The sequence below is a fragment of the Enterobacter sp. DSM 30060 genome, from assembly GCF_013375955.1.
GTDB classification, from domain to species: Bacteria; Pseudomonadota; Gammaproteobacteria; order Enterobacterales; family Enterobacteriaceae; genus Enterobacter; species Enterobacter intestinihominis.
In genome coordinates this window covers 3,665,464-3,678,073 of record NZ_CP056118.1, presented here as the reverse complement: position 1 = coordinate 3,678,073, position 12,610 = coordinate 3,665,464, and the positions used below count along the sequence as shown (strand labels likewise).

Here is a 12,610-nt window from a genome sequence, read left to right as displayed (position 1 = left end):
TGCTACTGATAGGTCAAATTAAGGGTGGCGGAGGCATTTGCTGAACCTGACTCCACGCGGTTCAACGTCTGGTAATATCGGGCCGTTAACGGCAATGTCTCTTGCCCGCCGGCAGACTGCCGCAAGAATAGTCGGCTGTTCATCACCAGCGGCACACCGTTATAGATAAGCTGCACCCCAACCCCTTTTGCGGTGCCGGCATTTCCCTGCCCGGTTAAGGCCATCACGCTGGTATTGGCGCTGTCCGGATTCTGTATTCCACTGAGCGAGACCGTAATATTGGTTCCGGCGGCGCAAGTTAAGCCCAGGTTTTGCGTGTTCTGTGCTCCCGCTGGCGTGGTGCCCACCACAGTGCCGAACGCCGAGGCGGGGATATCCCCGATCGGAAACGTCAGCTGTGACGTATTCACCGTGCACGCCATGGCATTAATGGTTCCGGCGGTGAGCTGCGTGGTCAGGCCGTCACGATAGATGCCGTCGCTCCCCTGAAGCGTCACGACGCCGATCGCCCCCGGGGTTAACGCCCCCGATGAGACCGGGCCAGTCACCACCAGCTCAATCCTCCCGCCATACCAGTCGACATAGGAGGTCTGCGCATTGTACGAGAACGTATTGCTCGGGTTTTCAAAATAGGCGTTGGAGGAAAAGCGTATGCCTATCCCGCTGACGTTAGTGTTGTAAACATGATTGCCGTAGCTGCTCAACGTGGCGCTGTTGTAGCGCATGCTGAATCCCAGCATCAGCGGATTAGCACATCCAGTAAGATAGGAACCGGTGGCTGTCGCCGCGCCGGAAAAGACCACCGTGCCGACAGGCGCATCACGCTGCACGTTAATCGTCCCCACGGACAGGGTTGACAGCTGCGGCGTGATGGTGGTGCACGTACCGGCACGGGCGAGGTTTCCCGCCGCGAGCAAACAGAGAAGCAAAATCACGATAAGCCATTTCATGTTAACGTTCCTGACGGCAGGAGGCGCGCATGTCAGCGATCCCACCGAATGTTGAGTGTGTCGGCAGGCTGAAATCAGCGCGGCATTGCTGGCTGGGCTGACTCCCCCATGTTGCGACTAACGTCCCCTCCTCGCGCATACCGGTTAAATAAACCTGGCCGCGATCGCCCACAATAAAACTGCTGCTCTCATCACCGACAAGGGTGACCACCGCCCCAAACGGAACGGCGCGTTCGTTGTCGGTCAAGGTCATCAGCACCCGGCGACCCGACTTCGGCAAATAATCGGCTCTCACCACCGCTCCCCGCGTCGGCGTCACCGTGCGGGTGTTGATCTCCAGTTCGACATCCTCCGGCATATTTTCCGGATCGAGAGTGAGATCGTTTTTTCGGTAGACCGAAAGGTTGCTCACGACCGTATAACCGCGAACATCTGTCCGTACACCGGGCTGATTGCGGATATCCACGCCGTGGGCGCCAGGCGCTTTAATTAAGGCGTTGGTCTCCCCCAGCGGCTGAGAAAGCGTGATGCCATCAGCATGGGCGAGAATGCCGCCTTGTAGCCCGTAATTCAGGCGTTCACTGTTTTTGTCATAACCATACCCCGCCGTGGCTTCGCCATAGGTGCCTCTGTAGTCCGCGTTAACGCTGCCGGTATAGCCCACGCCCTCTGTGCCGTATCCCTGCTGCACGTTCCAGTTCAGGGCTCGGTTTTCGAGAGCCACCCCGTTCAGACCGATGCTGTGTGTCATCCCGTTATTCCTGCTGGCGTTCATGCCATAGTTCGCCCATGTCTGCGGCAAAAATTTATCCAGCGGAATGCTGATGTTGAACGCCAGAAGCTGGTCGTGGTCAGCGTTTTTTTGGTTGTCGTGGGTTTCTGACGCTGAGCGGACATTTTTGCTGTAGGTCCATGTCAGGCCATAGCTGATGTTGTGCCAGTAGTTGCTATAGCCGACGCTCCACGAAGCCATCGACTTACCGTCATTCCAGTAATCTTCCTGCGCCGCACTGAGGGTAAGCGCGCCCAGGTTGTCCCCCAGCGTCTGGCTCATCGTCAGCTCGGCACGGTTACGTCGCCTGTCCTGAAGCGCGCTGCTGTCGCCGTACGAATCGAGGACCTCCTGCATCCCGTAATAGCCGCGGGTCGAGTAGCGATACCCGGCAATCGAAAAGTTCGTCCCGGTATTAATAAAATTCTTGCTGTATCGGGCCCGCCACGACTGACCGCTTGTTTTCGCGGCATGCTCCGGCGTTGACCAGCCCTGGGTGAGGTCTGCGGATATCGCCCCGAAATCGCCCATGTTCTTGCCCACCCCCAGAGCCGCCGACTGGTACTTATCTGCCCCCTGAACGCCTCCATAGAGCGTGAGGCCGTAAGGGAGGCCGTAGATTCCGGTCAGTTGCCCGAAGGGGGTTTTCTCCACGCTACGGTTATACGATCGATACTGCCCGGCGGTAAGGGCATATTTCAGGCGCCCCTCCCGTTGCAGGACCGGCAGCGAAGCGTACGGCAGGGTGAAATGTTGCTCACTGCCATCAGCTTCGACGATCGTGACATCAAGATCGCCCGCGCCGCCGGTGGGATACATATCCGCGATCTCAAACGCGCCCGGCGCCACATAGCTTTGGTAGATTTGATAGCCATTCTGACGCACCACGACCTGCGCGTTAGTTCGCGCAATACCGCGCACCACCGGCGCATAGCCTTTCAGGGAATCCGGTAACATATCGTCGTCGGACGCCAGCTGGACGCCGCGAAAAGGCATGCTGTCAAAGACATCGGCAGGGGCGGAACTGTCTCCGAGCGTAAGCTGGGCTTGCAGGGGAATAATCGCGCGCTGCATCAAGGTATAGACATTGTCCCACTTATCCTGGCCGGACGCATCGCGGGACCAGGTGGTGTAGTTGCGTAACCGCCAGGGACCGACGTTGATCCCCGGTCGCAGGTTTGCATACTGACTGTCGCTGCGGGTGCCTGCCCCGCTTCTTGCCCGGCTGTTCGCGCCGCTCAGGCTGTAGTTGAGCATAGCCGCGGTAATGCCTTCATCCCACATCTCCGGCGGAACGTAACCTCTCGCTGGCAGATCTATGGCCGCCTGTGGGATGCTGATTGCCAGACGCTGGGCGCCAAACTGGAAGTCCGCGCTGGCCTGTGGAATCGCCTTGAGATCGGCGCATTCTCCTTGCCCGGCGTCGAGCTGCGGGAAAAGCGCCGTTTTCACGCCCCACGCTTTTAACTGCCTGATACTCAGGCACGGCTGCAACGTTTCACTGCCGTTAGCATCCTTCACTGCCATGAAACGAATATCCCGCGTTTCCAGCAGCCGCTCGTCAAGAATAATATCCACGTGGTACGTCCCGGGCGCCTGCGAGCCGGATTCAAAGGCAGATAAATCCGCTTTTCCCATTCCGGGATTATCCAGTTCTACCAGTTCCGTATTAAACGTCTCACTGGCCCACAGTGTGGGAGAGAAACCCGCAAGCGCGAGGGCAATGAATATTGCCAGGCGCGCAGGCTGCACTGTATTAAATGCCGTTGTCATGACGAGCACCCGATTAATGCAAAGGGATCACAAACTGGCCCGGTGTAATTCGCCAGGATTGCCATAATCGTTAATGACTTTAAACGTCAGCGTATTGCCATTGGTCCCATTCGGTAACGGGAAACGAACTGAGCCTGAAGGCATTACGTACGTGACATCATCAAGTTTTTTACCCCCGACCGTTATTTCATTGAAATTGATAACGTACGGCGTTGGGTTATTTACCTGCAGAGCATTTCCCGCACGATGCCAGGTTAATTTGTTGGTTTGTTCCTCAGGGGTAGACGCACGAAGGCTCTCTGGCCGATAAATAAGTTTAATCCGCGTTTTGACGGCAATTTGCAGCGAGTTCATCTGCTTTGAGGCTGATGGAATAGCTTTAATGTTCAGCCAGAATAAACTCTCCTGCCCCTGAGACAGCGAGCCTGTCATGACAATACGCTCAAGGTTTTTTTGCCCGCCATCCAGCCGATACAGCGGAGGCGTAATAATAAAAGGCGCTTTACCGGATTGCCCATCCTGAACATCAATCCACGACTGGATTAAATAAGGAACGTCATCAGGATTGGTGATACTTATTGACGCTTCTTTTTTTGCCCCATCGAAAATAATGCGGGTGCCGCCAATAACTACTCCAGCACTGGCGGATGTTAACGTCAGCGATAACAGCGCCATCGCCAGGCCAGTTGTCGTTATAAAACGCATTTCAATACCTCATAAAACAAGGGGCCGGGAAGCCCCCTGCTAATTACTGCCAATGACTTAGTTGTAAACCACTGAGAAGTTCGCGACCGAGTTAGCCGGGCCCGCGGTCACGGACGCTGCGGTGGAGATATACTGCGCGTAGAAGTTCAGTGTATTATCAGCCGTACTGCTGAGCGCGTAGGTATAGCTGTTGCTGCCGTACAGCGGCAGATCGGCTTTATCTGCAGTCATCAGGTTAATCGCTACCCCTGTGGCCGCCCCCGCCACGGACGTATCAATCGCCAGCAGGCTGGCGTTGGTTAAATCCGGCGTACCGTCAAAACGGACTTTTGCATTAGTGACCGTCACAGGACAGTTTTTCAAAATAATATTAAACTGCGTCGCAGCCGTTCTGGCTCCCGCCGTCGGGAATTCCGTTTTATAATAATCGCCCAATACCACCACCTGGTTCTGAGATGCCACATCTACGTCGCAGGCAGAATCCAGAATATTTCCGTTAAAATTAACGGTACCTGCCGCTGCAAATGCATTGGTCATGGTGAGTACAGAACCTGCCGCTAACATTGCCATCATCAATTTTTTATTCATAATTATCTTTCCTGTATTACTTTATTTATTACCGATATTCAGTTGCAGAAATAAAACCCCTTTCGACGAATCAAAATTTATACAACTCTTTTTCTACGCACAATCGATTTTAGGGTCTAGCTGTAGACTCTCTTTTAACAAAAACAAAACAAATTACTTTGGAAATATCTTAACAATAAAGTCCCCGGTCTACTTTTAGACCTAAGTCAAAAATGTTTCAAATTCAACTAATTAACACTCATTAATACGCAAGTCTATAATTAGACTCGACGAAAATATTCCCTGACTAACTGTTTTTTAAGATAATTCTTTATGTCGATCAAAAAATGATCGCATCAGTGTATGAGGCCTCTTATGAACACCCGTATTGCGCCCGTTTCAGGCAATGAAATAACAACAGTGCTTGGCGCTAAGCCTCTTAAGCACATTGAAAAAATAATCGATAATGTTTTGCCGCATACGGAAAGATGCATCATGGCTAAAGGTGAAGTCATCCATTATTATTCCGGTGATATCCGCCAGTGCTTTTTACTGTTACATGGCAGCGTGGCATTGCATCGCCGAGGTGACGGTATCGTCTTAAATTCCGAATCCGCACCTTTTATACTCGGCGTGAGCAGCCAGTTTTCTTCTGAGCACCTCTACGTCAGAGCGCTGGAAACTTCAGAGGTGGCTAGCGTTACGCTGGAGCGTTTTAATCACGTAGTCGCGCAACAGAATTTATGGGAGTCCTTCTCGAACCTGCTGATCTATACCGCATCGCGCGTTTACGAACATTGTGCCCAGATATCGCAGATGTCGGCTTACGACATTATCCGCTTTCAGCTGGTAGAACTGATGCAGGAGCCGGAAGCCATAAGACAGAGCATTACCGCCGCAGCCTATATCAAAAGCCGCACCTATCTTTCACGCAGCGGCATTATGCGGATCCTGGCGGAGTTGCGGACGGGGAAATACATCACTATGGAGCGCGGCGTGCTAATCGAGATCCATCACTTACCCCGCAAGTACTGAGGTTGTTTTTATCTCTGGAGAAGGTGGAAAATAAGAGCGACACTATAGAAAGTACAGTCTCTTTCCAGGTTAACGCTATGTCTTCTGACAAACCATCGCATCGCGGCTCTCCCTATGCCCAGGAACTGATTTCCCACTTACAGCCGCACTGCACCACGCATAAAACCGATCCCGGTGAGCAACTTGATCTCCAGGTTAACGGGCAGAGTATGTGTTATTTAATTCTCGAGGGCACAATCGCGATATACAGAAGAAGCGACGACATGATGCTTACCACCGCGCGCAGTCCCGCCCTGTTTGGTCTCGCTAACCTGACGGACATATATTTTAACGATTATCTCAAAACGGTGACGCCATGCCTGATCGGCGTGCTAGCAACCGATCGGGTGGCAGAAGTTATCAAAGAGAAGGCGTTATGGGGGCTGCTTTCTAATCATCTGATGTTTGTCTATAACCGCCTTTATCACAACGTCATGCCGAAAGGTGCGCCAACGGCTTACGAGATGATTCGTCAGCAGCTCATGATGCTGATGCAGGAAGATGACAACTACCGACGCAGCGTGACGGCGGAAAGGTACATCCGGGATAAAACCCGGCTTTCCCGCAGCGGCGTAATGCGGATACTGGCTGACCTGAAAACGGGCGGGTTCATCGAAATGGAAGAAGGCCGGCTCATTAAAATTAACAAACTGCCTGCCAAATACTGAGTTTCAGTCACAAAAAAGGCCGCGCGGGCGGCCTTTTCTTCACTGCTCAATGGACGTGAACGCCCAACCGCCAGGCAAAGTAGATCTCTTCTTTCAGCTCGTTTGAAGAGAGCGCCAGCAAATCCGTAAATTCCAGCTCAAGTTGTTTCAGCTTTTTCAGGTACTGCGCCGGAGACAGATTGCTTTTATCGCGACGTAAATATTCAATTGCCAGCTGTGTTGGGGTTATTTCAGTATCCATGATGTCCTCGCTTATGTTCAAAACGTGACCAGCATATCACAATCAGGCGGCTAATTTTTGACCAAAAGCAAGACATTCGGAAACTTTACACAACGGCCGTCGTCAGTCTGGATGAACAACACAGGCGATCCTGCTCGTCCAGAATATCAATCTGCCACACCTGATGACGACTTCCGGCGTGCAGTGCGCGGCAAACACCGCGCACGCGCCCGCTGCGAACGGAGCGGATGTGGTTGGCATTGACCTCCAGCCCGACCACCTTCTGCTCCCCTTCCGTACACAGGTAACCTGCGACCGACCCCAGCGTTTCGGCCAGCACGACGGACGCGCCGCCGTGCAGCAGGCCAAACGGTTGATGAGTACGGCTGTCTACAGGCATCGTCGCTTCAAGTTCGGTATCGCCAATGCGCGTAAACTGGATATCCAGCAAACCGACCATGTTTTCTGCACCCATGGCATTTAAGGCCTGCAGAGTGACCGCACGTTTCCAGATCATCCGATAATCTCCAGTAAAGCCTGCAAGGGATGGCGAACGCCGTTACCTTCCACCCGTTTCACCTGGCTGCGGCAGGAGTAGCCCGTCGCCAGACAGCGGTTACGCGGCAGGCGCTGCATTGCCTGGTGCCACGACAGCTCGTAAATGCCGAGCGAGTTAGCGTGGTTTTTGACTTCATGACCGTAGGTTCCGGCCATACCGCAGCAACCCACGTTGACGCTTTCCAGCTTCGCGCCATAGCGGGCGAAGATAGAAGCCCACTGGGCAGGCGCCGTCGGCAGCGCGGTCACTTCAGTGCAGTGCCCAAACAGGTACCAGGATTCTCCGCTGACCTCCTGAGGGGCCGTTTGCTTCAGCACCGAAGGCAGCCACTCATGCACCAGTAAGACCTGAAAATCACCGCGCTTATCGCCGAGCGTCTGCTTATATTCATCCCGGTAACAGAGCACCAGCGCCGGATCGACGCCCACCATTGGCATATCGAGCTGCGCCACGCGATTCAGGAAATCTGAAGTTTTCTGCGCGGTTTTCGCGAAGCGGGTCAGGAAACCTTTAATGTGCTGCGCCTTGCCGTTCGGCGAGAACGGCAGTACCACCGGCTGGTAGCCAATTTTCTCTGCCAGACGGACAAAATCAGCCACCACCTGCGCATCGTAATAGCTGGTAAACGGATCCTGCACCACCAGCACCACCTTCGCTTTCTGCTCAGGGCTTAATGCTTCCAGTTGTTCCAGGGTCATGTTCGCCGAGCGGTGCCCCACCAGCCGACGCTGGAGCGATGGCACCGACAGCAGCGGCAGATCCACCATGCCGATATGTTTTTCAGACAGTTTGCGCACCAGCGGCTGATTGATAAAGAAGTTAAAGGTTTTTGGCGCACGAGCCATTAGCGGCGCGTAACTCTCCACCGTTGCCACCAGATGATCGCGCATCGGGCGCAGATAACGCGTGTGGTACAGCTGGAGGAAGCGGGAACGGAATTCCGGCACGTCAATTTTAATCGGGCACTGGGTTGAACACGCCTTGCACGCCAGGCAGCCGGACATCGCCTCTTTCACCTCATGCGAGAAATCGTATTCGCCTTTATTCGCATGCCAGCTGTTGCGGGTCCGTTCGATGAGCCCGCGCAGGCTGGCGCGTTTTTCCGACAGCTCCTGTTCCAGCTTGAGCGGGTCAATGCCGCGGTCGGCCAGCAGGCGCAGCCATTCGCGCACCAGCGTCGCACGTCCTTTTGGGGAGTGGATGCGGTTGCTGGTGATTTTCATCGACGGACACATCGGGCTTTTCACATCGAAGTTGAAGCACAGCCCGTTGCCGTTGCACTCCATCGCGCCGCGCCAGGAAGCGCGAACCGCAATCGGAATTTGTCGGTCATAGGTGCCGCGCTTGACGGCGTCTACCTGCAACATCGGCGCATCAACGCCCTCTGGCGGGCAGATTTTACCCGGGTTAAGACGGTTATCAGGATCAAAAGCGGCTTTCACCTTACGCAGCTCGGCGTAGAGTTGTTCGCCAAAAAACGCCGGGCTGTACTCGGCGCGGAATCCTTTGCCATGCTCTCCCCATAACAAACCGCCATATTTGGCCGTAAGGGCCACGACCTCGTCGGAGATCTCCTTCATCAGGATCTCCTGCTGCGGATCACACATGTCCAGCGCCGGGCGCACGTGTAGCACACCCGCGTCAACGTGCCCGAACATGCCATAGCTCAGACCATGGCTGTCGAGCAACGCACGAAACTCCACAATATAATCCGCCAGATGCTCCGGCGGCACGCAGGTATCTTCCGCAAATGGAATCGGCTTCGCCGCCCCTTTCGCGTTACCGAGCAGCCCCACCGCCTTTTTACGCATCGCGTAGATTCGCTCGATGCCGGAGAGGTCGTTACACAGCTGCCAGCCAATGACGCCGCCTTCCCCCTGTGCAATCAGCTCATCCAGACGCTGGCAGAGCGTGCTCACCTGGCTCTCAATCAGCTCTGCGTCATCGCCGGCGAACTCGACGATGTTCAGACCGAGCATCTCTTTATCCGGCACGTCGGTAATCAGTTCGCTCACCGAATGCCAGACAATATCTTCCCGGGCCAGGTTCAGTACTTTTGAATCAACGGTTTCCACCGACAGCGCCCGCGCCTCCACCATAAACGGGGCATTACGCAGCGCGGAGTCAAAGGAGTTGTATTTGACGTTCACCAGACGGCGCACCTTCGGCAGCGGGGTGATATCCAGACGCGCTTCGGTGATAAAGGCCAGCGTCCCTTCTGACCCGGTCAGTATGCGGGTAAGATCGAACTGGCTCAGATCGTCATTAAAGACATGGCGCAGATCGTAGCCCGTCAGGAAGCGATTGAGCTTCGGGAATTTGTCGAGGATCAGTTCGCGATTTTCGCGGCAGCGCTCCAGCACGGTGCGATAAATCCGTCCGCTGGTGGTGCTCTCTTTTGCCAGCGTTTCAGCCAGTTCGACCGGCAACGGCTGGGTATCGAGAATATCGCCCCCCAGCAGCACCGCCCGCACACCCATGACGTGATCGGAGGTTTTGCCGTAGACCAGCGAGCCCTGCCCTGAGGCATCGGTGTTGATCATCCCGCCAAGGGTTGCGCGGTTACTGGTGGAAAGCTCGGGCGCAAAAAAATAGCCATACGGTTTTAAAAACTGATTCAGCTGATCTTTGATTACCCCCGCTTCCACACGCACCCACCCCTCTTCCGGGTTGATCTCAATGATGCGATTCATATAGCGGGACATATCAACGATGATGCCCTGGTTCAGCGCCTGCCCATTGGTGCCCGTCCCGCCGCCGCGCGGGGTAAAGACCAGGGAGCTGAAACGCTCCTGCGACGCCAGACGGGCGATGAGGGCCACATCGGCGGTAGAGCGCGGGAAAACGACGGCATCGGGAAGAAGCTGGTAAATACTGTTATCGGTTGCCATCGTCAGCCTGTCGGCATAATCGGTGGCGGTATCACCTGTAAAACCCTGTTGCTCCAGTGCCTGCAAAAAATTAAGCACCAGTTGAACGACGCCCGGTGCCTGAGAAATCTGTGGGATCATTGCTGTCGACCCTAATGAGAATAGTGTGAAATCGTTTGCGTTGTGTCTGGAAAGTTTTATCACATTTTTTTCTTATGTGCTTCGTAGAATTACGGGCAAAATCCGCCTGTCAAAAATCGCTGAAATCACTAATGATTAGAGAGATGCGGTTTATATTCCCATCAGCCTTGCTGGTGTTCATTTAAGGAAAGTTTCGTTTATGGTCAATCTTCGTCAGCCCAGGGATGTCGCACAGATACTGCTGTCGGTGCTGTTCTTAGCCATTATGATTATTGCGTGTCTGTGGATTGTTCGTCCTTTCGTGCTCGGATTTGCCTGGGCCGCGACCGTCGTGGTCGCAACCTGGCCTTTACTCTTACGTTTGCAGAAACTGCTGTTTGGTCGCCGCGGCCTTGCCGTGCTGGTGATGACGCTGCTGCTGTTCCTGCTGTTTATTATTCCCATTGCGCTGCTGGTTAACAGCCTGGTTGACAGCAGCGGCCCGGTTATTCGCGCGGTCACCAGCGGTGACATGACGCTGCCGGATCTCGCGTGGCTGAACAGCATTCCTGTTGTGGGCGCAAAACTATACAGCGGCTGGCACAGCCTGCTGGAGATGGGCGGTAGCGCCCTGATGGCCAAAGTGCGCCCGTACATCGGTACAACCACCACCTGGTTTGTCGGGCAGGCTGCGCATATTGGTCGCTTCATGATGCACTGTACGTTGATGCTGGTCTTCAGCGCCCTGCTGTACTGGCGCGGCGAGCAGGTTGCGCTGGGGGTACGCCATTTCGCCACCCGGCTGGCAGGTAAACGCGGCGATGCGGCCGTGCTGCTGGCAGCCCAGGCCGTTCGCGCGGTAGCGCTCGGCGTGGTGGTCACAGCGCTGGTGCAGGCTGTGCTTGGCGGCATCGGGCTGGCGGTTTCCGGCGTACCTTATGCCACCATTTTCACCGTTGTCATGCTGATGACCTGTCTGGCACAGCTTGGTCCGCTGCTGGTGCTGGTTCCCTGCATTATCTGGCTTTACTGGACGGGGGACACGACCTGGGGCACGGTGCTGCTGGTCTGGAGTTGCGTGGTGGGCACCATGGATAACGTGATTCGTCCTCTCCTCATCCGCATGGGCGCTGATCTGCCGCTGATTCTGATCCTGTCCGGGGTGATCGGGGGGTTGATTGCCTTCGGCATGATTGGCCTGTTTATCGGTCCGGTGCTGCTTGCGGTAACCTGGCGTCTCTTCTCTGCCTGGGTGCATGAAGTGCCGCCACCCGGAACCGATCCGGACCTCATCTTAAGCGAACTTGAAGAGCTGGAAGATAAGAACGCGCAGTAATAACCTTTGCCGGGTGGCGCTAACGCTTACCCGGCCTACACTCTTCGCAGGAATACTTAAACGTTGCTAAACTATTTATTCTCTGCACACTGGTCAGACCCGCCTTTTCATGCCTAAAACCGTCATTCTCTTCAAGAAATCTTTACCTCCCTTTAACTATTGAGACGAATCCGATCGACTCATAAAGTTGGCATGCCTACTATTAAGACACGGTTATAAATCAACACCTTGATTTATAAGCATGGAAATCCCCTGAGTGAAACAACGAATTGCTGTGTGTAGTCTTTGCCCATCTCCCACGATGGGCTTTTTTTTATTTACCTTATGCTGAACGCACAGGATTTAGGCGTGTTTTAAACGAAAAAACCGTTCATTACAGACGGATGAATAGTGATGAAAGAGTTTTACTGTTTAGTTCCATACGTCATAAGCATATGCCATTTCACTATCTACTGAATATCTTTCTCGTACCGCCAGGTGTTCCTTTTACTCTGAATTATTAGTAGCCTCTGCCCGTTCATCAGCGCGAGCACGTTCACGTTGTAATGAGCATCACCACGTTTAAGGCGGCTGACCACTCCAGGAGCAGCGCCTGCACCTTTTTCTTCTGTCAATAATAGTTATGTGGGTTATTTTCCCGCCATAAGAAAAAAGATAAACATCAAGGCAAGCACAGTAAATGATATAACAGCCAAACTGGCGTTCCTAAAAACGCCATCATTTAGCTTTATCTTTTATACTTTTTTCAACCTGAGCATGAAGATTCATGCAGTTTATATACCCTTCTCTACGCGCTGCGTTGACTTCCGTAGCGTGTCTTAACTCCATTGCTAACAACTTATCTTCCATGACAGAAAGGCGATAAATCAGGGCGCACACAATCATTAAAAGAATAATGAATAACACCGAAATATCTACAACCACTTAACCTCTCCAGTTACTTATTGAATCCTGAGTTCTGACGCTATGCACTGTAGGTCTTCGTTTTCCCTGCAT

11 protein-coding genes and 1 other RNA gene are annotated in these 12,610 nt (G+C 53.8%); 4 read left to right on the top strand and 8 right to left on the bottom strand.

Annotated features, from left to right (window positions below):
• Positions 1–2: 2 nt before the first annotated feature.
• The 4 genes from HWQ15_RS17485 to HWQ15_RS17470 are packed head-to-tail and all read right to left on the bottom strand — an operon-like array spanning position 3 to position 4,788.
• Complete coding sequence (locus HWQ15_RS17485; protein WP_032676314.1) at positions 3–950, bottom strand: fimbrial protein; 948 nt, start codon at positions 948–950, stop codon at positions 3–5.
• Between the two features lies 1 nt (position 951).
• Positions 952–3,495 (bottom strand): fimbria/pilus outer membrane usher protein, encoded by a 2,544-nt coding sequence (locus tag HWQ15_RS17480; RefSeq protein WP_063149638.1) that lies wholly within the window; start codon positions 3,493–3,495, stop codon positions 952–954.
• 27 nt (positions 3,496–3,522) lie between these two features.
• Positions 3,523–4,200 (bottom strand): molecular chaperone, encoded by a 678-nt coding sequence (locus HWQ15_RS17475; protein WP_063149637.1) that lies wholly within the window; start codon positions 4,198–4,200, stop codon positions 3,523–3,525.
• 57 nt (positions 4,201–4,257) lie between these two features.
• Positions 4,258–4,788: a fimbrial protein gene (locus HWQ15_RS17470; RefSeq protein WP_022647861.1), complete on the bottom strand. Its 531-nt coding sequence runs from the start codon at positions 4,786–4,788 to the stop codon at positions 4,258–4,260.
• 354 nt (positions 4,789–5,142) lie between these two features.
• On the opposite strand from HWQ15_RS17470, the gene HWQ15_RS17465 reads away from it, so the two are divergent.
• Complete coding sequence (locus HWQ15_RS17465; protein WP_022647860.1) at positions 5,143–5,802, top strand: winged helix-turn-helix transcriptional regulator; 660 nt, start codon at positions 5,143–5,145, stop codon at positions 5,800–5,802.
• 77 nt (positions 5,803–5,879) lie between these two features.
• Positions 5,880–6,509 carry a helix-turn-helix domain-containing protein gene (locus tag HWQ15_RS17460; protein WP_038415908.1) on the top strand — a complete coding sequence of 210 codons (630 nt, stop codon included), beginning with the start codon at positions 5,880–5,882 and terminating at the stop codon, positions 6,507–6,509.
• A 46-nt stretch (positions 6,510–6,555) separates the two neighbouring features.
• Here the strand turns inward: HWQ15_RS17460 and HWQ15_RS17455 are convergent, their stop codons facing one another.
• The 3 genes from HWQ15_RS17455 to HWQ15_RS17445 all read right to left on the bottom strand — a co-directional run bounded on the left by HWQ15_RS17455 (position 6,556) and on the right by HWQ15_RS17445 (position 10,299).
• Complete coding sequence (locus HWQ15_RS17455; protein ID WP_003857766.1) at positions 6,556–6,750, bottom strand: YdiH family protein; 195 nt, start codon at positions 6,748–6,750, stop codon at positions 6,556–6,558.
• A gap of 85 nt (positions 6,751–6,835) precedes the next feature.
• Entirely contained in the window at positions 6,836–7,246 is a 411-nt protein-coding gene (gene menI / locus HWQ15_RS17450; RefSeq protein ID WP_022647858.1) for a 1,4-dihydroxy-2-naphthoyl-CoA hydrolase, read from the bottom strand.
• Positions 7,243–10,299: an FAD-binding and (Fe-S)-binding domain-containing protein gene (locus HWQ15_RS17445; protein ID WP_063149636.1), complete on the bottom strand. Its 3,057-nt coding sequence runs from the start codon at positions 10,297–10,299 to the stop codon at positions 7,243–7,245. The genes menI and HWQ15_RS17445 overlap by 4 nt, the downstream gene beginning before the upstream one ends.
• 199 nt (positions 10,300–10,498) lie before the next feature.
• Here HWQ15_RS17445 and ydiK point away from each other — a divergent pair, with 199 nt between their 5' ends.
• Both ydiK and rprA read left to right on the top strand, forming a co-directional pair.
• Positions 10,499–11,614, top strand: a complete 1,116-nt coding sequence (gene ydiK, locus HWQ15_RS17440) for an AI-2E family transporter YdiK (RefSeq protein WP_022647856.1) — start codon at positions 10,499–10,501, stop codon at positions 11,612–11,614.
• Between the two features lie 209 nt (positions 11,615–11,823).
• Positions 11,824–11,931: antisense sRNA RprA (gene rprA, locus HWQ15_RS17435), an RNA gene on the top strand.
• 400 nt (positions 11,932–12,331) lie between these two features.
• Here rprA and HWQ15_RS17430 read toward each other — a convergent pair.
• Positions 12,332–12,538 carry a hypothetical protein gene (locus HWQ15_RS17430; protein ID WP_022647855.1) on the bottom strand — a complete coding sequence of 69 codons (207 nt, stop codon included), beginning with the start codon at positions 12,536–12,538 and terminating at the stop codon, positions 12,332–12,334.
• Positions 12,539–12,610 lie beyond the last annotated feature (72 nt).